General features: G+C 69.2%; 21 protein-coding genes. 8 read left to right on the top strand and 13 right to left on the bottom strand.

What is annotated here, in order from left to right; translation table 11 throughout:
- Nucleotides 1-50 precede the first annotated feature (50 nt).
- From OHA25_RS48900 to OHA25_RS48875, 6 genes are all read right to left on the bottom strand, one after another.
- The gene (locus tag OHA25_RS48900; RefSeq protein WP_327583687.1) at nt 51-752 is read right to left on the bottom strand and encodes an ABC transporter ATP-binding protein; all 702 of its coding nucleotides are present in this window, start codon (nt 750-752) and stop codon (nt 51-53) included.
- Nucleotides 749-2,554: a branched-chain amino acid ABC transporter ATP-binding protein/permease gene (locus OHA25_RS48895; protein ID WP_327583686.1), complete on the bottom strand. Its 1,806-nt coding sequence runs from the start codon at nt 2,552-2,554 to the stop codon at nt 749-751. Before OHA25_RS48895 ends, OHA25_RS48900 begins: the two co-directional genes overlap by 4 nt.
- On the bottom strand, nt 2,551-3,420 hold the full coding sequence (locus OHA25_RS48890; protein ID WP_327583685.1) for a branched-chain amino acid ABC transporter permease: 870 nt from the start codon (nt 3,418-3,420) through the stop codon (nt 2,551-2,553). Before OHA25_RS48890 ends, OHA25_RS48895 begins: the two co-directional genes overlap by 4 nt.
- Before the next feature lies 1 nt (nt 3,421).
- The gene (locus tag OHA25_RS48885) at nt 3,422-4,564 is read right to left on the bottom strand and encodes an ABC transporter substrate-binding protein (protein WP_305916185.1); all 1,143 of its coding nucleotides are present in this window, start codon (nt 4,562-4,564) and stop codon (nt 3,422-3,424) included.
- Between the two features lie 109 nt (nt 4,565-4,673).
- Entirely contained in the window at nt 4,674-6,491 is a 1,818-nt protein-coding gene (locus OHA25_RS48880; protein ID WP_327583684.1) for a thiamine pyrophosphate-binding protein, read from the bottom strand.
- Nucleotides 6,488-7,936 (bottom strand): aldehyde dehydrogenase family protein, encoded by a 1,449-nt coding sequence (locus OHA25_RS48875; RefSeq protein ID WP_327583683.1) that lies wholly within the window; start codon nt 7,934-7,936, stop codon nt 6,488-6,490. The genes OHA25_RS48880 and OHA25_RS48875 overlap by 4 nt, the downstream gene beginning before the upstream one ends.
- A gap of 246 nt (nt 7,937-8,182) precedes the next feature.
- Between OHA25_RS48875 and OHA25_RS48870 the strand changes: the two genes are divergently transcribed.
- The 6 genes from OHA25_RS48870 to OHA25_RS48845 all read left to right on the top strand — a co-directional run bounded on the left by OHA25_RS48870 (nt 8,183) and on the right by OHA25_RS48845 (nt 14,402).
- The gene (locus OHA25_RS48870; RefSeq protein WP_305916188.1) at nt 8,183-8,914 is read left to right on the top strand and encodes an IclR family transcriptional regulator; all 732 of its coding nucleotides are present in this window, start codon (nt 8,183-8,185) and stop codon (nt 8,912-8,914) included.
- A 15-nt stretch (nt 8,915-8,929) separates the two neighbouring features.
- The gene (locus OHA25_RS48865) at nt 8,930-10,087 is read left to right on the top strand and encodes a CaiB/BaiF CoA transferase family protein (RefSeq protein ID WP_327583682.1); all 1,158 of its coding nucleotides are present in this window, start codon (nt 8,930-8,932) and stop codon (nt 10,085-10,087) included.
- Nucleotides 10,084-10,869, top strand: coding sequence for a citryl-CoA lyase (locus tag OHA25_RS48860; protein ID WP_327583681.1), 786 nt, complete (start codon nt 10,084-10,086; stop codon nt 10,867-10,869). The genes OHA25_RS48865 and OHA25_RS48860 overlap by 4 nt, the downstream gene beginning before the upstream one ends.
- A 177-nt stretch (nt 10,870-11,046) precedes the next feature.
- The gene (locus OHA25_RS48855) at nt 11,047-11,988 is read left to right on the top strand and encodes a ThuA domain-containing protein (RefSeq protein ID WP_327583680.1); all 942 of its coding nucleotides are present in this window, start codon (nt 11,047-11,049) and stop codon (nt 11,986-11,988) included.
- 174 nt (nt 11,989-12,162) lie between these two features.
- A complete protein-coding gene (locus OHA25_RS48850) occupies nt 12,163-13,554 on the top strand; it encodes an MFS transporter (protein WP_327583679.1) in 1,392 nt (463 codons plus the stop codon).
- On the top strand, nt 13,551-14,402 hold the full coding sequence (locus OHA25_RS48845) for a carbohydrate deacetylase (RefSeq protein WP_327583678.1): 852 nt from the start codon (nt 13,551-13,553) through the stop codon (nt 14,400-14,402). The genes OHA25_RS48850 and OHA25_RS48845 overlap by 4 nt, the downstream gene beginning before the upstream one ends.
- 77 nt (nt 14,403-14,479) lie before the next feature.
- Here the strand turns inward: OHA25_RS48845 and OHA25_RS48840 are convergent, their stop codons facing one another.
- The 3 genes from OHA25_RS48840 to OHA25_RS48830 all read right to left on the bottom strand — a co-directional run bounded on the left by OHA25_RS48840 (nt 14,480) and on the right by OHA25_RS48830 (nt 16,963).
- Nucleotides 14,480-15,493 carry a pirin family protein gene (locus OHA25_RS48840; RefSeq protein WP_327583677.1) on the bottom strand — a complete coding sequence of 338 codons (1,014 nt, stop codon included), beginning with the start codon at nt 15,491-15,493 and terminating at the stop codon, nt 14,480-14,482.
- An 89-nt stretch (nt 15,494-15,582) separates the two neighbouring features.
- On the bottom strand, nt 15,583-15,963 hold the full coding sequence (locus OHA25_RS48835; protein WP_327583676.1) for a DoxX family protein: 381 nt from the start codon (nt 15,961-15,963) through the stop codon (nt 15,583-15,585).
- Nucleotides 15,964-16,021: 58 nt separating this feature from the next.
- Nucleotides 16,022-16,963 (bottom strand): NmrA/HSCARG family protein, encoded by a 942-nt coding sequence (locus OHA25_RS48830; RefSeq protein WP_327583675.1) that lies wholly within the window; start codon nt 16,961-16,963, stop codon nt 16,022-16,024.
- Nucleotides 16,964-17,201: 238 nt separating this feature from the next.
- Here OHA25_RS48830 and OHA25_RS48825 point away from each other — a divergent pair, with 238 nt between their 5' ends.
- Complete coding sequence (locus tag OHA25_RS48825; RefSeq protein ID WP_305916199.1) at nt 17,202-17,759, top strand: HhH-GPD-type base excision DNA repair protein; 558 nt, start codon at nt 17,202-17,204, stop codon at nt 17,757-17,759.
- 30 nt (nt 17,760-17,789) lie between these two features.
- Here OHA25_RS48825 and OHA25_RS48820 read toward each other — a convergent pair whose 3' ends face one another.
- The 4 genes from OHA25_RS48820 to OHA25_RS48805 all read right to left on the bottom strand — a co-directional run bounded on the left by OHA25_RS48820 (nt 17,790) and on the right by OHA25_RS48805 (nt 21,792).
- A complete protein-coding gene (locus OHA25_RS48820; protein WP_327583674.1) occupies nt 17,790-18,944 on the bottom strand; it encodes an aromatic ring-hydroxylating oxygenase subunit alpha in 1,155 nt (384 codons plus the stop codon).
- A gap of 212 nt (nt 18,945-19,156) precedes the next feature.
- The gene (locus tag OHA25_RS48815; RefSeq protein WP_327583673.1) at nt 19,157-19,777 is read right to left on the bottom strand and encodes a flavodoxin; all 621 of its coding nucleotides are present in this window, start codon (nt 19,775-19,777) and stop codon (nt 19,157-19,159) included.
- A 114-nt stretch (nt 19,778-19,891) separates the two neighbouring features.
- On the bottom strand, nt 19,892-20,740 hold the full coding sequence (locus tag OHA25_RS48810) for an aldo/keto reductase (protein ID WP_327583672.1): 849 nt from the start codon (nt 20,738-20,740) through the stop codon (nt 19,892-19,894).
- A 74-nt stretch (nt 20,741-20,814) separates the two neighbouring features.
- Nucleotides 20,815-21,792, bottom strand: a complete 978-nt coding sequence (locus OHA25_RS48805; RefSeq protein WP_327583671.1) for an aldo/keto reductase — start codon at nt 21,790-21,792, stop codon at nt 20,815-20,817.
- A 173-nt stretch (nt 21,793-21,965) separates the two neighbouring features.
- Here OHA25_RS48805 and OHA25_RS48800 point away from each other — a divergent pair, with 173 nt between their 5' ends.
- Entirely contained in the window at nt 21,966-22,871 is a 906-nt protein-coding gene (locus OHA25_RS48800; RefSeq protein WP_327583670.1) for a helix-turn-helix transcriptional regulator, read from the top strand.
- The last annotated feature ends 89 nt before the right edge of the window (nt 22,872-22,960 follow it).

The following is a 22,960-nucleotide window of genomic DNA, read 5'->3' as shown; positions in this document are numbered from 1 at the left end:
CTATGTGGACTGTTGTATCCGACTGATGGACGCACCATAGATTCGGGCTGTCACAGGCCGAGATAGATCCGCCGGACCTCGGGGTCGTTGCTCAGCTCCGCCGAGGTGCCGCGCGCGGCGATCTCACCGTTCTCCATGACCAGGCAGGTGGTGGTGACGTCGAAGGTGAGCTTGGCGTTCTGCTCGACGAGCAGGATGGCCAGGCCGGCGGCGTTGAGCTTCTTGAGGACGCCGGCGATGTCCCCCACGAGCTTCGGCGACAGCCCCATCGAGGGCTCGTCCAGCAGCATCACCTTGGGCCGGCACATCATGGCCCGGCCGACGGACAGCATCTGCTGCTGGCCGCCGGACAGCGCGCCGGCCAGCCTGCCCCGCATCTCGCCCAGCACCGGGAACAGCTCGTACACCTCGTCGATCGGGGTGCGTTTCCAGCTGCTGGTGTACGCGCCGAGCAACAGGTTCTTCTCCACGGTGAGCCCGGAAAAGACGTGCCTGCCCTCGGGGACGTAGCCGATGCCGTGCCGCACCAAGGTGTGGGCGGGCGCGCGCAGCAGATCGTGTTCTCCGAAACGGATGGTCGTGGCCTGGCGTGGTGCCAGGCCCATGACCGCCTTGAGGGTGGAGGTCTTGCCCGCTCCGTTCGCGCCGATGATGCCGAGCGACTGGCCGGGTTCGACGGTGAAGGACACGTCGTGGGCGGCACGGACGCCGCCGTAGTGAACCGACAGTCCCTCCACGGTCAGCGTGGTCATCGGGCAGCCTCCTCGACGGCGGCCTCGGCGGTCGCCTCGGTCGGTGCGGACATCGAGTCGCCGAGGTAGGCGGCGACCACGTCGGGGTGCACGGCGACCTCGGCCGGCTGGCCATCGGCGATCACCTTGCCGCTGGACAGCACGGTGACCTGGTCGCACAGGGACATGACGAGACCCATGTTGTGCTCGATGACGATCACGGTGACGCCCGAGTCCCTGATGGACCGGACGATCTCGGCGAGCTGGCGCACCTCTTCGCCGTTGAGTCCGGCGGCGGGTTCGTCGAGCAGCAGCAGGGTGGGGGACATGGCCATGGCGCGGGCCAGCTCGATCCGGCGCTGGATCCCGTACGGCAGCGAGCGCGGCTCGGCGTCGGCGACCTCGGCGAGCCCGAAGCGTTCGATGAGTTCGCCGGCCCGCCGGCGCAGCGCCCGCTCATACCCCAGCACCTTCCACGGCAGGCCCGGATAGCGCCAGATCCACGAGGTGCGGGTGCGGTCCAGGCCGAGCAGGAGGTTCTCGCGCACGCTGAGGTCCTCGAACAGGCGCAGGTTCTGGAAGGTGCGGGCGACACGGCGCAGCGACAGCTGGTACGGCGCCATCCCGGTCACGTCCTGCCCGCGCAGGACCACCGATCCCTGACTGGGCGTGTAGAAGCCGCTGATCACGTTGAACAAGGTCGTCTTGCCCGAGCCGTTGGGGCCGACGATGCCGCGGATCTGACCCGTGGGAACGGTGAGGGACACGTGGTCGAGGGCGACCAGGCCCTTGAACCGCATCGTCACGTCCCGGATCTCCAGCGCGTCCTCCTTGCCGGCCTGCGGTGCGGCCTCGAAGGGCTGGAACGGGCCGAGCTGGGCCCGCGAGCCGCCGCCGCGCCTGCGCAGCAGAGATCGGAGCTGCCCGGGCAGGCCCGCCAGCCCCTTGGGCGCGAACACCACCACGAGCACGACCACGAGGCCGTAGCCGAGCTGGGCATAGCCCGAGGCGTCCAGCAGCGCCTCCCTGACCAGGGCCAGCGCGACCGCGCCGACCACGCAGCCCAGGATGCTGCTGCGGCCGCCGATGGTGACCATGGCGAGCAGCAGGAACATGTTGGCGATGTTGAACGACTCGGGCGCGACGAAGCGGATGAGCCCGGCGTACAGGATCCCGGCCAGGCCGCCGTACAGGCCGGACAGCACGAACGCGGTCATGCGCAGCAGCGGGATCTCCGCCCCGAGCGCCCCGGCGGCCAGGTCGTCGTCGCGCATCGCCCGCAGCCGGCGACCCAGTGGCGAGCGCGTGACCAGCAGCGCGAAGGCCAGGGCGACGGCGAAGACGATCAGTTCGACGTAGTAGAAGAGGTAGCCGCTGGACAGGTCGATGCCGAACATCGGCGGGACCGGGATGTCGCTGATGCCTTCGGCGCGGCCGGCGATGTGGGCGTTGGTGACCCAGTTGGTGAACGCCAGCGCCAGGCCGAGGGTGACGATGCCGAGGTAGTGCGACTGCATGCGCAGCGCCGGGATGCCGACCAGCACGCCGAACACCACGGCGGCCAGCAGCGCCAGCGCGGACGCCGTCCAGAAACCGAACCCCGCCTTCGTGGTGAGGATGGCGACCGTATAGGCGCCGACGCCGAAGAAGGCGACCTGGGCCAGGTTGATCTGCCCGGCCACCCCCATGGTCAGGCCGAGCCCGATGGCCAGGATCGCGAAGATGATCGCGACATCGGCGACGTGGATGGCGTAACCGCCCAGGCCGTACGGCAGCAGCCAGGCCGCCACGACCAGTGGCACCAGCCAGATCAGACGTTTCATGCGCGGTTCACCGTTGCCTCTCCGAAGATGCCGGTGGGGCGGATCATGACGATGACGGCGAAGACCAGGAAGGTGACCAGCTCGGAGTACTCCTGGAAGTTGCCGGCGGCGAAGGAGTCGAGCAGGCCGAAGACCAGGCCGCCGACGATCGCACCCGGCATGCTGCCGAAGCCGCCGAGCATGGCCGCGGCGAAGCCCTTGATGCCGAGCGTGCCGCCCATGGTGGGGTTGACGTACAGCATGGGCCCGACGAGGCTGCCCGCGAGCGCCGCCAGGCCCGCGCCGATGGCGAAGGCCATGGCGTTGCTGCGGCCCACGTGGATTCCGACGGCGGTGGCGGCCTGGTGGTCCATGGCCACCGCCTGCATGGCCGCGCCGCGCTTGGTGCGCTGCAGGAACAGCGCCAGCAGCCCGGTCGCGGCGGCGGCCACGGCGATGACCAGCAGGCTATAGGTAGGGATGCGGATTCCGGCCAGATCGATCGGCCCGGTCGCGACCGGGGACGGCACGGCGTGCCCGGTGGCGCCCCAGACGAGGACCGCCCCCGCCTCGAGCACGGCGCCGAAGCCGATCGTGCCGATCAGCATCAGCGTGAAGTCCTTGTTCTCCAGTGGCCGCAGGAAACGCTCGATGACCAGGCCGATCAGGGCGGTCACCACGATCGCCACGATGATCGCCACGGCGAAGGGCAGCTTGCTGGCCATGTAGAAGGTGGAGGCGGCGTACGCGCCGATCATCACCACACTGCCGTGGGCGAAGTTGACCAGGCCCATGGTCCGGTAGACGATCGAGAACCCCATCGCCACCAGCGCGTACACAGCCCCGAACGTGACCCCGCCGATCAGGGTCTGAAGGAAGACCTGCACGTCAGCTCGCGGCCTCGGGTACGACCTTGCCGTCCTTGACCAGGCCGATCTTCGTTTCGTGGATGCCGACGCCGTTGGCGTCGTAGTTGTAGGTGCCCAGCAGCCCGGCCCGCTTGACCCCGCGGATGGCGTCGGCCAGCTTCTGGCCGCCCTCGCCGTTGGTCTGCTTCAGCGCCTCGATCATGATGGACGCGCCGTCGTACGCCTTGGCGACGTGCATGCGGGCCTCCTCGTTGTAGGCGGCCTTGTACTTCGCGGCGAACTCCTTGATCTCCGGGCTGGCCTCGTTGCTCAGGTACGGGGAGCTGACCACCGTGCCCTCGGCGTTCTCCAGCCCGGCCGTGGTCGCGTACACGTCGGTGCCCACGGGGGCGCCGCCGGCGAAGACCGCCTTGATGCCGAGCTCGCGGGCCTGCTTGGCGATCAGCCCGGACTGGACCTCCTCGGCGCCGATGAACAGCACCTCCGGGTCCTGCTCGCGGATCTTGGCGAGGTTGGCGTTGAAGTCCTTCTGGTCGGGGGTGACGACCTCGTCGGCCAGCGGCGTGACGTTCCTGCTCTTGAGCGAGGCGAGGAACGCGTCGTGCTCGCCGGACCCGTACGCGCCGTTGTTGCTGATCAGCGCGATCTTCTTGTGGCCCTTGTCGTCGACCAGGTATTTGGCGAGCGTCTCGTCGAAGGTGACGCTGGTCGGCGCGTTGAGGAACAGGAACGGGCTCTTCAGCTCGGCGAGCTTGGGCGACTGGCCGGAGGTGATGTTGGGGATCTTGGCGTCCTTCAGGATGGGCGCCATGGCCAGCGTGACCGCGCTCTCCGCGGTGCCGAGCATGGCGATGTAGCCCTCGGCGGCGATCTTCCTGGCCACGTTCGTGCCGACGGTCGGGTCGCCCTGGCTGTCGAACAGGTCGAGCTTGATCTGCCGTCCGTTGACGCCGCCGGCCTTGTTGACCTCTTCGATGGCCAGCTTGACGCCCTTGTGCTCCCACTGGCCGAGCGAGCTGAGCTGGCCGCTCTGCGCGTTGACGTTGGCGATCTTGATGGGGCCGGTCGCGTTCGCCTCCGAGCCGGTGGACGGGCCGGGAGGGGCGCAGGCAGCGAGGGCTATCAGGGCCGCGGCTGCGATGGAGAATCTCGTGAAATGCACGGTTCACCTCGTAGGGGGGTAGGTGAGAACTAATTCACGGACTAGTGCGTTAGTTATAACGTCAGGATGCGACTCAGGGAATCTCGAACGTGCAACGGTTTCGGGTGGGTCAGTCGGCGAAGAGTCCCTGGTAGATGTCCTTGATGTTCCAGTGACCTGGCGTCGGCACCGGTTCGTTCACCATCGGCACGTCGATCACCGCCGGGCGTCGGTTCGCGACGGCCTTGAGCAGTGCCACGCCGAGGTCGGCGGGCGTGGCGACGGTGTAGCCGTCGGCGCCGCACGCCTGGGCGAAGGCGGCGAAGTCAGGGCTGTAGGGCTGCCCGGCGGGGTCGGTGAAGTCGCAGCCGTGGCTGCGGCCGAAGTGCGCCGACTGCAGGTCGGAGATCGTGCCGTGGGAGCGGTTGTTCATCACCACGAAGATCACCGCGGCGCCCTGCTCGACCGCGAGCGGCACGGCGGGCAGTTGCGCGCTCATCCCGCCGTCGCCGATGAGCGCGATCACGGTCCTGGCGGGCTGGGCGAGCTGGACCCCGACTGCGGCGGCCGGTCCGAAGCCCATGGTGGAGGCGCCTCCCGGGGTGATGAAGCGGCCCTCGGCCGGCAGTTCGTAGCATTGGGCGACGCCGTTCTTGTTCCACCCCACGTCGGTGACCAAAATCGCGTCGGCCGGGATCGAGGCGCGCAGGTCGGCCAGGATGCGCTCGGGCCGCAGCGGGAAGTCCGCGCTGCGGCCGCGCTCGCGGCTGGCCGTGAACAGCTCCGACCGCGCCCGCAGGATCTGCTTCCGCAGCTCGGGCCTGGTGCGCGCGGGATGAGACGTGGTGGCGTCGGCGATCGCCTTGACCGCGAGTCCCACGTCGGCGACGGCGCCGATCTCCGCCGGGTAGTTGCGGCCGATCTCGGCCGGGTCGATGTCGATCTGGATGAGTGTGCTTCCCGAGAAGTCCCAGGTGAAGCGGGGGTCCCACGAGCTGGCGTCGGTCTCGGCGAAGCGGGTGGCCAGGGCCAGCACCACGTCGGCCTCGCGGGCATAGGTGTTGGTGAGCTCCAGCCCCCAGAAACCGGGCATCCCGAGGACCAGCGGGTGGGCGTCGGGCACGGTGCCCTTGGCCATGAGTGAATGGGCGATGGGGATGTCGAGGTGCTCGGCCAGAGAGATCAGCGCCTCGGTGCTTGATGTCGCCGCGTCCGCGACGGTGCTTGATGTCGCCGGGTCCGCGACGGCATCTTCACGCAACCCGCCGCCCACGTAGATCAGCGGCCGGTCGGCGGCGGCCAGCCGGGCGGCGATCAGCTCCGCCGTGGCATCCGGGAGGCCGGGCGGGGCCGCGTGGCCGGCCGAGGGGTAGGGCGCGGCGGGCCGGGAGAAGACGTCCATCGGCACGTTGACCAGCACCGCACCCGGACGGCCCGAGGTCGCCGTCCAGAAGGCGCGCTCGACGAGGCGGCCCAGGTCCTGGGCCCGGTGCACGTTCCAGGCGCGCTTGACGAACGGCCGGAACACGCTCGCCTGGTCGGCGTCGGCGTGCAGGTTGATCTCCTGGTGAGGATGGCGGCCGTGGTAGTAGGACGGGATGTCGCCGGAGATCACCACCAGCGGCACCGAGTCAAGGGCGGCGGTCATGACGCCGGTCGCGGCGTTGGTCAGGCCGGGGCCGACGTGCACGAGCAGCACACCCGGCTTGCCGGAGGTGCGGGCGTAGCCGTCGGCGGCGTGCGCGGCGGCCTGCTCGTGGCGGGCGATGACGAAGCGGATGCGGCTGTCGGCCAGCGCGTCCAGGACGGCGATGTTGGTGTGCCCGCAGGTGCCGAAGACGTACTCGACGCCGAGCTCCTCGAGTTGCGCGACGAGCGCGTGGGCGGCTGTGGTGCCGTGGCCGCCGGCCTTGACACCAAGGTGACGGTGCTCACTGCGTTCAGTCACTTGTCTCCCCAGATGGTCAGGCCCTTGAGCAGGAGGGTCTTGGTCACGGTGAAGTCCTCGATCATCCAGCGGGGTGACTCGCGGCCGATGCCGGAGTCCTTCACCCCGCCGAACGGGACGTGGTCGAGGCGGAAGTTGGACGAGCCGTTCACGACCAGGCCGCCGACCTCCAGCTCGCGCCAGGCGGTCACGATCCGGCGGACGTCGTGGGTGAACAGCCCGGCCTGCAGCCCGTACGGGCTGCGGTTGCACTCCGCCAGGACCTCGTCGAAATCGTCGTACGGCAGCACGGCGACCAGAGCGCCGAACACCTCCTCGCGGACGACCTTGGCCTCGGCGGGCGGGGCGACGACGACGGTCGGCGCCATCACCGCGCCCTCACGCGTGCCGCCGGTCGTCACCCGGGCGCCCTGGCCGGCCGCCTCGGCGCTCCAGCGGACCACCCGTTCGGCCGCGTCGTCGTCCACCATCGAGCCGACGTCCGTCCCCGGATCCAGGGGATCGCCGACGATCAGGGCCTTCACCTCCGAGGTCAGCGCGTCGGCGAACTCCTCGAACCGGCTGCGGTGGACGTAGACGCGCTGGACCGAGATGCAGCTCTGCCCCGAGTTGCTGTAGCCGGTGCGGGCGCACACGAGCGCCGCGCCGGCGATGTCGGCGTCCTCGCAGACGATGGTGGCGGCGTTCCCGCCGAGTTCGAGCATCACCCGTTTCGGGCCGGCGGCATGGGCGACGGCGTGGCCGGCCGCGACGCCGCCGGTGAAGCTGATGACGGCGATCTCCGGCGCGGCGCACAGCCGCGCGCCCACGTCGCCGCGCCCGTGCAGGATCTGTACCGCCTCCACGGGCATCCCGGCCTCGAGAAGCAGCTCGACCAGCGCGGTGGAGACGGCCGGGGCCTGCGGCGGCGGCTTGACGATCGTGGTGTTGCCGGCCGCGAAGGAGGCGGCGAGCTTGTGGGCGAGCAGGTTGGCGGGTGCGTTGAACGGCGTGATCGCCAGCACCGGGCCCGCCGGGACTCTCTGGGTGATCGCGGTGTTGCCGACCCCGCGACCCCAGCCCGCCACCGGCAACACCTCGCCGCCGATCATCCTCGCCTCGGCGGCGGCGACGGACAAGGTGTCGGCGACGCGCAACACCTCGCCACGCCCGTCCTTGAGCGGTTTGCCCAGCTCCAGCGCCAGCAGGCCGGCCAGCCGATCGCCCTGCGCGGTGACCGCGGCGGCGGCCCGTTCCAAGATGTCGGCCCGGGTGGCGGGCGCCAGTCGCGCGACCCGCCTGGCCGCCTGCCGGGCATACGTCAGGGCCGTGGTGATGTCGGCAGGTTGTGCGGTTCGCGCCCGGCTGACAGGTGCCCGGAGGTAGGGACCCATGCGGTCGGCATGGGGACCTTCGGTCAGCCACTCCCCGGCGACTAAGGACCCTGTTTCGTGGATGGTGTTCATGGTGACTCCCACTGGATCCGCGCAGCGGTTCTGATAGTCCGCACTATGGATTTCCTCACGGTATGAGGACTGCGAAGGTTCTGGCAAGGGGGCCAGGCAATCCGCTTGATGGAGCATATGGACCGCTAAGCGGACTCGGTGTTAGCGTACGGACCCATGAGAAGGTGAGCAGCAGGTTCACCTTCGACTCACTAGTGAGGATCCGTGCCTTCGAACATTCCTGCAGCGTCGGGGGAGAGCGGGGGTGTGCGCAGCGTCCAGCGCGCGTTCGACATTCTCTCGCTGCTCACCGAGGACCGACGGACGTTGACGATTCGCGAGGTCGTCGACGAGACCGGCCTGGCCAAGACCACTGCGCTGCGCCTCCTGCAGACCCTGGAGCATATGGGCCTGTTGTGGGCCACGCACAAGGGCTACACGGCCGGGCCCGCGCTGTGGCGCTGGGCCCACCTGGCCCGCTCGGCATGGGAGCTGCCGCCGGAGACCGTCCAGCTCATGCGCGAGCTGGGCGCCCGGCATCGGGAGACCGTCAATCTCTACGTGCTGCGCGACGTGCATCGCATCTGCATCGCCCAGCAGGAGAGCCCGCAGCCGCTGCGCCACGTGGTGCGCGTCGGCGACGAGCTGCCCCTGTGGGCGGGCGCCTCCTCGAAGATCCTGCTCAAGGACGCGCCCGAGCGGCTGCTCCTGCGGGTGGCCCGTTCCTCTCCTTACGGTCAGGCGCACGTGGCGACGTTGCGGGACTGGATCGATCAGGCGGCGCGCGACGGTTACGCGGCCAGTCACGGCGAACGCGAGCCGGGCCTGTCGGCGGTGGCCGTCGCGGTCACGGGCGGCTCGCGGGCGACGGTGGCGGCGCTGACGCTGAGCGGCCCCACGATCCGCTTCACCGAAGATCGCGTACAGGAATTCGCCGCGGACCTGCGCGAGGCGGCGAAGCGGATGTCGGAGCGCGGGTTCGACCATCCTCTGACTTGACTCTATGGAGCGTGCATGCAGCAGTTGCCACTGGACGGCGTCAAGGTCGTGGACCTGACCAACGTTCTGGCCGGGCCGTACTGCAGTTATCAACTGATGCTGTTCGGCGCGGAGGTGGTCAAGGTGGAGTTGCCCGGCACCGGGGATCTCGCCCGGCGGCTCGGTCCCGACCCTGAGCTCAATCGCGCGCGGATGGGCGCATCCTTCCTGGCCCAGAACGCCGGCAAGAAGTCGGTCGAGCTCGACCTGAAGAGCCGAGCCGGGCGGGCCGCCTTCGAGTCCATGGTCACCGATGCCGACGTCCTGCTGGAGAACTTCAGGGCCGGGGTGATGAGCAGGCTCGGCTACGGCTGGGACCGCCTGCGCGAGCTCAACCCCGGCCTGGTCTACTGCGCCATTTCCGGCTTCGGGCAGAGCGGGCCGATGAGCGGGGCCCCCGCCTACGACCAGATCATCCAAGGGTTGTCCGGCATGATGAGCGTCACCGGCACCGCTGACACCGCCCCGCTGCGGGTGGGGTTCCCGATCTGCGACACCATCGGCGGGCTGATGGCCGCTCTGGCGATCTCCGCCGCGCTGGCCGGACGATACCGCAGCGGGCGTGGCTGCCATCTGGACCTGTCCATGCTGGAGTCGTCGATGTCGGCGATGGGCTGGACCGTGTCCAACTACCTGATCAGCGGTGTCGAGCCTGAGCCGATGGGCGACCAGAACGCCACCGCCGCCCCCTCCGGCACGTTCGAGACCGCCGACGGGCCGCTCAACATCGCCGCCAACCAGCAGGCTCAGTTCGAGACGCTGTGCCGGCTCATCGGGCGGCCCGACCTGCCCGCCGATCCCCGCTTCGCCGAGCGTGAAGCGCGCAAGACCCACCGGCAGGACCTCAACCGTGAGCTCAATCAGGCGCTGCGGGCCAAGACCGCGCTGGAATGGGAGGAGATGCTCGCCCGCGAGGGCGTGCCCGCCGCCCGCATTCTCACCGTCCCGCAAGCGCTCGCACTCCACCAGGTACGTCAGCGTGGCTTCCTGACGGAGGTGCCGTTCGCGGGAGCGGGCGAGCGGCAGGTCACCGTCACGGGGAACGGCGTGGTCGTCGACGGCGTCGCCCTCCGCCCACGAGGGTCCGCCCCGCGGCTCGGGGAGCACAACGACGAGTTCGGGGTGGCGTCATGAGCGAGCGAGCCGAGGTCCCTCCCCGTGCCTCAGGCGGCGACGTCGAAGCCGAGGTGGCCGGCTGGTGGGCGACCGCGGTGTCGAGGATCGAGCCCGATGTCATCGAGCTGCGGGGTCAGCCGGTCCAGGACCTCATCGGGCGCATCGGCCTCACCGAGATGATCTGGCTCATGCTCCGGGGCGAGCGGCCCGATCCGCGCCGGGCGGCGTTGCTGGAGGCGGCGCTGGTCTCGTCGGTCGATCATGGGCCGCACGCGCCGTCGATCGCCGTCGCCCGGATGGCCGCCACCTGCGGGGTGGGGCTCAACAACGCCGTCGCCACGGGTGTCAACCTGCTCGGCGACGTGCACGGCGGCGCCGGCGAGCAATGCGTCACGCTGCTGGAGGAAGTGGCCGGTGACGGAGACGCGGCCGCCGTGGTCGCCCGCTGGCGTGCGCGTGACAAATACCTGCCCGGCTTCGGGCATCGGTTCCACCGGCGCGATCCGCGCCGCGACCCGCTACTCGGCCTCGTGGCCGAAGCGGTCGCGGACGGGGTGGTGCCGGGCGCGCACCTGCGTGCCGCGATCGAGGTCGAGCGGCTGATCGAGCCGGTGCCGATGAACATCGACGGGGCGACCGCCGTGGTCTACGCCGAGCTCGGCTTTCCCGCGCCGCTGGCGCGCGGGCTCTTCGTGCTCAGCAGGTCTGTCGGGATCCTGGCCCACGCCTGGGAGGAGAGCGGCCAGGGGCGGAGGAACAAGGGGCCGATCCCGCCGTCCATCCTGCCGGCCTGGCTTTGAGCACGAGGGACCCCGTTCGGCGATCCGCCTAGTGGGCCGATGGATCCATGTGACGGACGCACTCTAAGTCCGATCCGCAGTGAAGACAAGAGCTTGTTCCGGCGAAGATCCGTGGTTACGCTCAAGCCCCTGAGTGGACCAATCGATCCGCCTGGCGGATCGTTACGCGAGGTGCCCATGCGCAGCAAACTCTCCGTCGCCGCCGCCACCGGAGCGGCGGCCCTCCTGCTCACCGCCACTGCTCCCAGCTCCGCCGCGTCCCCCGTGCCGGCGCAGAACCTTGGTGATCCCGACTACGGCGTCTGCCGGGGCACCGACCCCCGCTGTTACCACGACTGGGGCAACTTCGACCCGGCCAAGGGCTACAAGCTGCTCGTCTACAGCCGCACCGCCGGCCCCCGCCACGCACACCTCGGCACGCCGCTCGGCCCCGGACTCAACCCGCCGCTCAACGACAACAACGTGGCCGTCAAAGCGGTGATCAAGCTCGGACAGGAGAACGGCTTCGCGGTCGACTACACCGAGGACGTCACCCAGTTGTCGTCAGCGGGCCGCCTGCTGCCGTACAACGCGGTCATGTTCCTCAGCACCACCCGCGACACCCTGGACGACGCCGCGCAGACCGCGTTGCGCCAGTACGTCCGCGCCGGCGGCGGCTTCATCGGCGTGCACAACGCCTTCGGCACCGAATACAACTGGCCCTGGTACGAGGGGCTGCTCGGCAACGCCAACTTCTACGACCACAGCGCCAACCAGCCCGGCACCGTCGTCACCGTCGGCCACCGCGACGCCTCCACCCAAGGCCTGCCCCGGACCTGGGCCTTCACCGACGAGTGGTACAACCTCGTCCCCGCACCGACCCGCGTCCGCGTGCTGGCCGAGGTGGACGAGAGCACCCTGGCCCGAGGGGTGCGCGGCAGCCTCGGACACCCCGGCCACGGCGAGCACCACCCGGTGAGCTGGTGCCAGTACTACGACGGCGGCAAAGCCTGGCTCACCACCCTCGGCCACGACGTCAAGGCCTGGACCGACGAACCCATGGACGGCGACCAATACTTCACCCAGCATCTGCTGGGCGGCGTCAAATCCGTGCTCGGCATGGTCCCGTTCTGCCGCTGACATCGGGGGGCGGCCGGGCAGGTTCTTGACGTGCCCGCGATCGCAGACCAGCATCACTGGGACCGGACCGGCAGGCGACGTCCGGCGTGGCACGACTCCGCTTCACCCGCTGTTCTCGTTCGAGTGCGAAGGTGACGCCGGGCAGAGCGTCGGCACGGCAAGGAAGGTGATCGCGTGTCCCAGCCCGGTACGGCCTCCGCCCCGGGGCGGACTCCCGCGTGGCGCTACGCGATCGGGATGTTCGGCACATCCATCCCGATCAACATGATCAAAGGGTCGATGATCGTCTTCTACGTCGACATTCTCGGGCTTGACGTGCGGGCTTACGGCGTGGTCATGGTGATCTACGCGGTCATCGACGCGCTCGACAACCCGCTGCTCGGCCACCTCTCCGACCGCACCCGGAGCCGGTTCGGCCGGCGCCGCCCGTGGCTGCTCGTCGGCGCGCCGATGCTCGCGGCCTGCATGGTCGCATTCTTCTCCGCGCCGACGTCTCTGGAGGGCATCGGCCTCGTGCTCTGGTTCGCGGTGTTCGCGATCCTGTGCGAGGCCTTCGACTCGATGCTCAACGCCAACTACGGCGCGCTGCTCCCCGAGCTCTACCCGCGGGAGCGCGACCGCGCCGCGGCCAACAGTCTGCGCCAGGGCTTCCAGCTCGTGGCGCTCGTGATCTCGCTCGCGGTCACCCCGTTGCTCACGACGAGCGTGTTCGGCACCGAGGAATCCACCCAAGGCTTCCAGATCACAGCGATCATCTATGGCGCGGTCGCGCTCGTCGTGATCGTGTTCATGGCGCTCGGCGCGCGCGAGCGTCCCCGCTACTCCACGCGCGAGCGGCCGCTGCTGCTGCCGAGCGTATGGTCGATCGTGCGCAACCCGACGTTCTGGACGGTCGGGCTCACCGGCGCCTGTTACGGGATGGCCATGGCGCTCGTCCTCGCGGGCATCCAGCTGTATGTCCGCTACTCGCTCGGGCTCCCGGTCGCGAACGCGTTCTACCTCCAGGGCATCGTCATCCTCGTCTCGGCCGGCGGCCTGGTGGTGTGGACGCGCGTCGTCGCGCGCCGCGGCGCGCTGTGGACCTGGCGGCTCGCCTTCGCGGTCCTCGCGGCCAGCTTCGCGGCCTTGTTCTTCGCCACCGACCTCGTTACCGCGATCGCCGCGGGGGTGCTCGTCGGGGCCGGGTGGTCGGGAATGCTCGCGACGAACGACCTCATAGTCGCGCGGGTGCTGGACGCCGACGCCGCGCGTAACGGGGAGCATCGGGAAGGGCTCTTCCTGTCCGCGTTCGGCTTCTTCGGCCGGCTCAACGGGATCGTGACCGGACTCGCGCTCACCTCGCTGGGCGTGTTCTTCGGCTACAACTCGGGCGACGATCCCGGCGCCGACCCCGGGCTCGCGTTCCGGGTGTACTTATGCGTGTACCCGTTCGTGCTGACGACGATCGGCGCGGTCGCGGCGCGCCTCATCTCGGTCCCGATCGAGACACCGCCTGAGGCGGCTGAGCCGGTCGAACCGCCGCCCCCCGGTCCCGTGGACGAGTCCGCCGTGGAGCGCCCCCGATGACCCGCCGCGTCGTGATCACCGCCGACGATCTCGGCCGGGAACCCGGGACGACCGAGGTCATCGCCGCTCTGCTCGCCGAGGGACATGTCACCGCGACGACCCTCATCTGCGTCTCGCCGGCCGCGGAGCGAGCCGCGAAGCAGGTCCGGGAGCTCGGCGTCGTGCCGCGGCTGCACGTGACCCTCACGAGCGAGCGCGGCCTCCCGCGCTGGCGGCCCCTCAACGGCGCGGCGAGCCTCGTCGATCCGGACGGGACGCTCAGTGACGATCCGCTGGTTCTCGGAGCCCGCGGCGAGGCCCAGGATGTCATCCGGGAGGCGGACGCACAGCTGCACTGGATGCGCGACCGGGGTCCCCTGCCCGAGGCGGCCGACTCCCACGCCGGCACCCTCTACGGCCTGCACGGCAGATCGTGGCTCGCCGAGGCGCTTGAGTGGTGTGCGCACCACGGCCTTGCTTTCCGGCTGCCCCGCGACCCGGAGCCGTACTTCGGCGGGCCGCTCCCGCCGGCGCTCGCGGCAGCGCACGAGCGCGCCGTCGCCCTGGCCGACGCACTCGGCGTGGCCATCCCGCAGACGATCGCGACCAACCGGCGCAGCGCACCCGAGCTCGGATCCTACGAGCGACTGCGGGACGACTACCTCCGCCGGCTCGCGGCCCTCCCCGAGGGCACGAGCGAGTTGTTCCTGCACCCGTCCCGCGAGGACGCGGTCACAGGACCGGACGGCATCGTGCGGACCTGGGAGGCGCGGCTGCTGCGGGATCCGGTGTGGCACAAGGCCCTCGAGAAGGAGAGCGTCGAGGTCGTCGGAGGCTGGTGGGGACGTCGGCGGTCACGGGATCGGTGATGTCGGCGAAGCCAACCGCGTGGCCAGGTCCTGGCCGGCGAAGGCGTCGTCGACGATCGGAGCGGCAGACGTCTGGCTCATGAGGTGCCTTTCGGGCGGAGCTGGCCATGCGGTGGATTTCCGCGCGGCTTGATGGTGGCGTTGGGCAGGACGGGCGCGTGAAGGCGGTTCCCCGGATATCCGTCAACGACGCCGAAACGGTCGGAGGAGGCCTCCCAGTCCTCGCGCGCCCGGACGATGTCCTCATGCGTGCGGCCGATGAAGTTCCACCACATGACGATCTCTTCCTTGAACGGAGTGCCGCCGAGCAGGATCGCCCGGGCCGGGCCGTCTGACGCGTTCGTCAGCTCCAGGGCGTCGATGCCGGGGCGGACGTAGCCGAGCTCCGCCGGGCGCAGCAGGGCGCCGGCGACGCGGACGTGCCCGCTGTCCACGAGAAGGCCGTGCTCGAACGCCGTGTCCACGGCGAGGGTGATCGCCGCATGCGGTTCGAGGGTGATCTCGGCGCCGAGCAGCGGGGTGAAGGTCCGCACGGGGGAGACGTCTCCGGCGAGCGAGCCCAGGAACACCCTGATCTCGGCCCCGTCGATCCGCACGGGTTCGGGTACGTGGTGCTGGAAGTCCCGTCCGGCGTTGCGGTGCTCTTCGGGGAGCGCCACCCACAACTGGACGCCGTGGAGGACGGTGGTGCGCGGAGTGGAGACCTCCGAGTGGGCGATGCCGTACCCGCCGGTCATGAGGTTCATCTCACCGGGACGGATGAAGGCGTGACTGCCGAGGCTGTCGCGGTGTTCGACCTCCCCGCTGAAGAGCCAGCTCACCGTCTGCAGGCCGGTGTGCGGATGCGGCGGGACCTCCATGCCGCCCGTCCGGGCCACGTCGTCGGGGCCGTAGTGATCGGCGAAGCACCAGGCTCCGATCAACGTCCGGCCCCGCTGTGGCAGCGTCCGCCGTACGGACATCGCCCGCGGCCCGCCCAGAGGCACGTCCCGCGCAGAGAGCACGTCAACCGACGGCTCCTCAGCCAGGCGCCCGTCGTCCACCGGCTCTCCGCACCGCATTTCGACAGGCTCGGCTTCCACGTTGCTCACCGAGATCACCTCCCACGCAATCAAGTCCCATATTCACCTACCACGCCACGTCATGGGTGCCCGGGGTCGGGCGATGGCGGTCTCTGTGATCAGGCGAAGGGGTACGGGCCGAAGCGGCCCCAGGCCACGAACAGGGCCAGTGCGAGCAGCACCAGGTTGATCACGACCGGCTGGGACTCCTTGCGCCGGGCGTGTGTGAGGATGGCGCCGATCATCGTCACCGCCAGCCCGAGGGCGGCCAGCGGCGCGAGCATCGGAACGATGCCGAGCGCCGGGGGCAGGATCAGCCCGATCGCGCCCAGCACCTCCAGCGCGCCGATCGTCTTGAGCGCGCCGGGCGGGAAGTCCTCCGCCCAGGCCATGTTCGGCGAAGCGATGAGCTTTTCCTTCGATTGAGCCAGCTTCGCGCCACCGGCGCCGAGGAAGACGAGCGCCAGCAGAGCGGAGACGACCCACAAAACGATGTTCACAACGATTTCCAGGAACCTTTGGGGGATGGATGCGGATGGGGGATGACCGGGGTCGTGGTCAGATGCCGGCGAGGGCGGTCTTGTGCGCCGCCAGCCACTGCTCGAAGTTCTGCAGTTCCGGGTTGAGGCCGCGGACGACGTCGAGGTCGCGGTCGGTCACGAACTGCGGCACCTGCGCATAGAACTGGAACATGTTCCCCAGCTCGGCGGCGGCGGGCCAGGGCTGCGCGCGCATGGCATCGAACGGCACCGGCACGTAGCCGACCTCTTCGCCCAGCGCCTTGCTGAGGTGCGCGGCCATCTCCACGCCGGTCAGGTGCTCACCGGCGATGCTGACGGTCCGGCCGGCGAGCTCGTCGCCCCGCTTGAAGATGCCGTAGGCGGTCTTCCCGATGTCTTCGGACGCGATGCCGGCGAGCTTGCCGTCGGCCATCGGCAGGGCGAGCACGAGCCGCCCGTCCTCTCCCCGCTTCGGCGCCAGCCGGCCGAGGAGGCTCTCCCAGTAGAACGTGGTCCGCAGGAACGTGGTCGGCACCCCGGCGTCGATGAAGAACCGGTCGGCCTCGGCCTTGGCGTCGAAGTGCGGCACCTTGTACTGGCCCATCAGCGTCGGCATGCGCTCGTCGTCGAGGGGGATGTGGTCGCGGGTGTCATCCAGCGTCGACCAGATGACGTGGCGCAGCCCGGCCTTCTCGGCTGCCCGCGCCATCGTCGCGGCGTCCTGCTTCTCCTGCTCCGGCGACATGTGCTCCCAGAAGTTCGTCACCAGGTATGCGTGGGTGGCCCCGTCGAACGCCTCCGTCAGCCGCGCCTCGTCCCGGATGTCGGCCTCGACCACTTCGGCTCCTTGGGCGGCCAGTTCCCGCGCCTTGTCCGAGGCCGCATTACGGGTCAGCGCCCGCACCGTGAACGCGCCGCCATCAGCCAAGATCGCCCTCGCCAGCCCGCCGCCTTGCGCCCCGGTCGCGCCGACCACCGCGATCACTCTCTTGTCCGCCACAGCTTCTCCTTCATCTACGGGTGCCCAAGCACCTGCACAGATGATGTGTCATCTCTTCGTTCACGAAGATACATGACGCATCAATTGATGTGTCATGTACGTTAGCCGGATCCCATGACATGTCAAGTATTCGGGGTCCAGGACCTGGCCAAGACGGTGGACTGGGAGCAGAGCCGCCTGTCCCATCACCTCGCCAGGATGTGCCGTGACGCTCGGCGGCACCTCGTAGAGTAGTGGCATGGTGCGTTTGGTCGACGATCCAGAAGCCGACAAGCTCCTCTCCGAGGACCCGTTCGCCCTGCTGACGGGCATGCTCCTCGATCAGCAGATCGCCATGGAGATCGCCTTCATCGGGCCGAAGAAGATCGCGGACCGGATGGGCGGCTTCAGCGTCACGAAGATCGCCGAATCCGACCTCGAGGAGTTCGTCGAGCTCTGCGTGACCAAGCCGGCGATCCACCGTTACGGCGGGTCGATGGCGAGGCGGGTGCACGCGCTGGCGCAGTATGTCGTGGAGCACTACGACGGGCGCACCGAGGCGATCTGGACCACGGGCGACCCCGACGGCAAGGAGGTGCTCAAGCGCCTCAAGGCCCTGCCCGGCTACGGCGAGCAGAAAGCGCGGATCTTCCTCGCCCTGCTCGGCAAGCAGCTCGGCGTCCAGCCGCCGGGCTGGCGCGAAGCCGCCGGTCCGTACGGCGAGGAGGGCTCGCACCGCTCGATCGCCGACGTGACGGGGCCGGAGTCGCTCGCCGAGGTCCGCGCCTTCAAGAAGGCAGCCAAGGCGAAGGGCTAGCCCACTATGGAGCCGCCTCCGCAGCTCATCTCAGGAGGTTGTGCGGGATCGTCCGAGCTCGTGTCGGTAGGCATCGAGGATGAGGCCATGGAAATGGTGGACCGCGTGCTCCGACAACCCGGACCCGTTGGGGTCATATACAATCTTCCCCTGGGTGAACGCGGGGGTGCGCATTCCGCGCTGGACGCTTTCCACCAAGGCGATGTCCTCCACCTGGAGAACCTCGTCGATGTACCGGATGCTGTCCAGCTCGGCCTCGTCGGGCTCCGCGGTCTCCAGATAGAAGTCCCAGATTTCGCGAGTCCGTTCCGGGCCGTCAGGGATGATCTGCAGCACCATGAAGTTCCCCCGGCCGGGATAGCGCAGCAGGCAGGTGTTGGGCCACAGCCACCAGACCGCATGCTCGGTGACCGTCGCGCGTGACACGTCGTAGGCGGAGTTCTCCGTTGTACCGGCCTGCGCCATGTGGCTCGAGTAGATCCCGTAGGTGGTGACCTTGTAGGTGCTCATGTCGACCAGGGACACGAAGTCTTTGTGGGCCACATGGCAGTGGTAGCACTCCAGGAAGTTGTCGACGACGTTCTTCCAGTTGGAGGCGATGTCATAGGTGAGGCGGCGGGCGAGGGTCAGCTTGGCCACGTCCGGCGCCCTTGCCTGGATCTCCGCCTCGAGGCCCCCGGCCTGCTCCGGCAGAGGGGCCGCCTCGGGATCGAGGTTGACGTAGACCATGCCCCCGAACTCGGTGACCTGGATCTGGTCCAGGCATACCGTGGAGGTGTCGAAGCCCGGCATGTCACCGGTGTTGCGCGCTCGCCTCAACCGGCCGGTCAGGTCGAAGGTCCAGGCGTGACAGGGGCACACGATGCTGCGCCGGACGCCGGTGCCGGACAGCAGTTCGTGCGCCCGGTGCTTGCACACGTTGTAGAACGCCCGCAGCGTTCCGGCCTCGTCCCGGACGGCGACGATGGGCATGCCGGCCGCCGTGCCCGTCATATAGCTTCCCGGCTCCCGAAGCTTCTCGACATGGCACAGCCACTGCCACGTACGAGCGAAGATCGCCCGCTGGTCGACGTCGAACCATTGAGGATCGGTGTAGGCGTCGGCGTGCAACGACATCGACAGTGCAGGGTCAGGGTCGTATCCGGCTGAGATGTGGTCGATTTCGGGGATCGAATCCGGCGTCACCGTACCTCCCATGCCTGGCACCAAGCGCACGGGTGCCCAGATGGCATCCCTTTAGTGAAGATTCAAGCCCACCGATCGTTCTCGGACCAGCACCAGGTCAGAGTGGTGGCCCATCTTCAGCACTCACAGTCGTGGCCGTGCCCCGCTGCCTCGTCCGCGCCGCGCGGGGCGGTGGGGCTGCGGATCGACATGGCCGCGGCCGCCACCGCTTGTCATGCTCGGCGGAGGCCGGTGCGTTGCAGCCATGAGTCGACCTCGGCTTGGGCGTCGTTGACTTCTTCGCCACGTATGGCGAGCCCTTCCCCGAAGCGCGCGCCTGGGCATGAGGCGGCGTAGTCGCGCTCAGTCGTTCCCAGCCCGCTCATGGCGTGTGTCGTGAGGGGGAAGACGGTCTTGCCGCGGACGTCGAGCTTCTCGGTGAACGTCGTCATGATCATGGGTGCTCGGACGTTCCAGATGGGGCTGGCGAGCAGCACCGTGTCGTAGCGGTCGAGCGTGGGCAGAGGGCCGGCGATCGCTGGGCGGGCGTCGGCGTCTTGCTCCTGGACATTGCGCTCGACGGTCTCTGAGTAGTCCTCGGGGTAGGGGTCGGCGGGTTGGATGCGGTAGAGGTCACAGTCGATGCGGCTGCTGATCATCTGGGCCAGGACCTCGGTGTTGCCCACGCCGAGGAAACGACGCTGTCCGTAGTAATAGTTCTCGCCAGGGCGGGAGAAGTAGGCCAGCAGGATGGACTTCGCGGCCGGGCTGGAGGGGGCGGGCCGGTCTGCCGGTCTCGATGTGGGCCGGCGGGGCGAAGATGGGGCGCAACCGCTCAGCTGGGCAGTGGCCATCACGGCCCCTCCTGCTAGGACCACGCTACGAAGGAACGAACGCCGCTCCAGCGCAGGGGACCGATCGTTGCCGGGGATTGCCTTCATCGCTTGCTCTCAGTGGATGAGTGTGTGTCAGCCGTTCACGCGGAGCCGGCCGAGCCGGCCGACCATGGCCGGGTCGCGGTGGTCGAAGAACAGCGAGCCTCCGGTGTCCATGGTGGCGATGCGGGCCATCTGGTCGTCGGCGAGCTCGAAGTCGAAGACGTCGATGTTCTGCGCCATGCGGTCGGGCCGGACCGACTTGGGGATCACGACGACGTCCCGCTGGATGAGCCAGCGGAGCACGACCTGCGGCACGGACTTGCCGTGCGTGTCGGCGATCTCGCTCAGGACCGGGTGGGTGAACAGGTCGTTCCTGCCTTCGGCGAACGGGCCCCACGACTCGATCTGGACGCCGCGCTCGCGCATGATCTCCTGGTCGGCCGTGCGCTGGAAGAACGGATGGGTCTCGATCTGGTTCACTGCGGGCGTGACGTCGTTGTTGTCGATGAGGTCGACGAGCCGGTCGGGGAAGAAGTTGGAGACCCCGATCGCCTTGATCCCGCCCTGGTGGTACAGGTCCTGCATGGCGCGCCACTCGCTGTAGACGTCGCCGTACGGCTGGTGGATCAGGTACAGGTCGAGGTAGTCCAGGCCGAGCTTGCGCAGCGAGGTGTCGAAGGCGCGTTTGGTGTTGTCCTCGCCGGGATCTTGGATCCACAGCTTGGTGGTGATGAACAGGTCCTCGCGCGGGATGCCGCTGCTTTTGATCGCGCGGCCGACGGCCTCCTCGTTGCGGTAGGCGGCGGCGGTGTCCAGCAGCCGGTAACCGGCGGCCAGGGCGTCGGTGACGGCCTGTTCGGTCTGCTCCGGCGGGATCTGGTAGACGCCGAAGCCGAGGATCGGCATCTCTACGCCGGTGTTCAAGGTGACGGTCTGCATGGGATGTCCATTTCGCAGGTGTGCGTGTTGATGGTGGGACTGCACCTGTGCTGGGCAGCCCGGATGGACGGCGGTCAGCGCTCCAGCATTCGCATGCCGGCCTCGGTGTGGGTGTCACCGGCGGCAGGGGGGAGGTTGGTGAGCTTGTCGATCTGCTCGGCGCTCAGGTGGATGCCGTCGGCGGCGGTGTTCTCCTCGACGCGGCCGACGCGCTTGGTGCCGGGGATGGGGGCGATGTCGTCACCACGCGTCAGCAGCCATGCCAGGGCGACCTGGGCCGGGGTGGCGCCCGCTGCGGCGGCGACGGCTTCGACCTCGTCGGCGATGCGCAGGTTGCGCTGGAAGTTCTCGCCGGTGAAGCGGGGGTTGCCGTGGCGGAAGTCGCCTTCTTTGAAGCCATCGGTGGAGCGGATCTTCCCGGTGAGGAAGCCGCGGCCCAGCGGCGCGAAAGGCACCAGGCCGATCCCGAGCTCGCGCAGCAGCGGCAGCACTCGTTCTTCCAGGCCGCGGGTCCACAGGGAGTACTCCGACTGCACGGCGGTGACCGGGTGGACGGCGTCGGCGCGGCGGATGGTGTCGGGCCCCGCTTCGGACAGCCCGATGTGCCGGACCTTACCTTCGGCCACCAGCTCGGCGAGCGCGCCGACGGTCTCTTCGATGGGCGTGTTCGGGTCGACCCGGTGCTGGTAGTACAGATCGATGTGGTCGGTGCCGAGCCGTTTGAGCGAGCCCTCGACCGAGGTACGGATGTTGGCCGGGCTGCTGTCGAGGTTCCACGGTCCCGCGCCACCGTGCGCGATCAGGCCGAACTTGGTGGCCAGCACGACCTGGTCACGACGGCCCGTCAAGGCCCGGCCGAGGAGCTCCTCGTTGGTGTAGGGGCCGTAGATCTCGGCAGTGTCGATCAAGGTGACGCCCAGGTCCAAGGCCCGGTGGATGGTGCGGATGGACTCGGGCTCGTCGGTGCCGGAGCCGGTGTAGCCGTGGGACATTCCCATCGCGCCCAGGCCGATGCGGGAGACCTCCAGGTCCCTCAGCATGATGTGCTTCATTGCGGTCTCTTCCGTTTCTGATGATGGCTTGATGGGGACGTCGGGGGGTATCCACCTTCGCGCCGGTCCAGATTCGGTGCCAGGCCGGGTATTGCCAGGGAGTGGCGTTCGGGGTAATGACACGGCCCCCCACCTGGCCACCGTGGAGGTCGGCGCGGTGTGAGACTGAAGACATGGCACAGCAGCGCACCACCACCAGCAGCAGCGACACGGAGCTGAGCCGGTTCCTGCGCGCCCGCCGTACCCAGACCAGCCCCGAGCAGGTGGGCCTCACGATCGGGCCCGGCCTGCGCCGCACTCCCGGGCTGCGCCGGGAAGAGCTGGCCACCCTCGCCGGGATCAGCATCGACTACTACGTGCGTCTCGAGCGTGGCAAGGAGACCCGCCCCAGCCCCTCGGTGCTCGACGCCCTCGCCCGCGCCCTCCAGCTCGATGACCAGGAACACCAGCACCTGCGCGAGCTGGCCGCCCACGCCGCCCGCTACGCTCCCGAGCCCCCGCCTCCACCCAGCCGCACCGTGCGGCCCCACCTGAAGCTGCTGCTGGAGACGATGCGTCCCAGTCCCGCCTACATCGTCAGCCGCAGCATGGACCTCCTCGCCTGGAACCCCGGAGGGCTCGCCCTGTACGCAGGCCTGGACGACTGGCCGGTCAAGCAGCGCAACCTCGCCCGCTACCTGTTCCTGCACCCCACGGCCCGCGAGCTGTTCCCCGACTGGGACAACCAGGTCCGCGGCTGCGTGGCCCGCCTGCGCGCGCAGGCCGGCACCGCACCCGACGCTCCCGACCTGACCAACCTCATCGGCGAGCTGCTGGTGAAGAGCTCCGACTTCGCCAAGCTCTGGGAACGCTATGACGTGACCGGCCGCAAGCGCACCCACAAGACCTTCCACCATCCGCACGTGGGCACCATCAACCTCACCGCCCAATCCATGGACCTGGAGGGCACCCCCGGCCACCGCCTCGGCGTCTATGTCGCCGAGCCCGGCACCCCTGACCATGACGCGATGCTGCTGCTGGACATGACCGTCCCCGAGCCGGCCGCGAAGGACGAGGCACAGCCGCGGGCACAGTCCTGATCCGCATCCGCCGGGCCGATCGGCTCTCGCGACCGGTGAATTCCCGCTCGGTCTCCGCCCTGGTCGGACAGGCGGAGACCGAGTGCAGG

Origin of the sequence: Nonomuraea sp. NBC_00507, assembly GCF_036013525.1 — a bacterium.
In the GTDB taxonomy this organism is placed as follows: domain Bacteria; phylum Actinomycetota; class Actinomycetes; order Streptosporangiales; family Streptosporangiaceae; genus Nonomuraea.
This window is presented reverse-complemented; position numbering and strand designations above follow the sequence as displayed.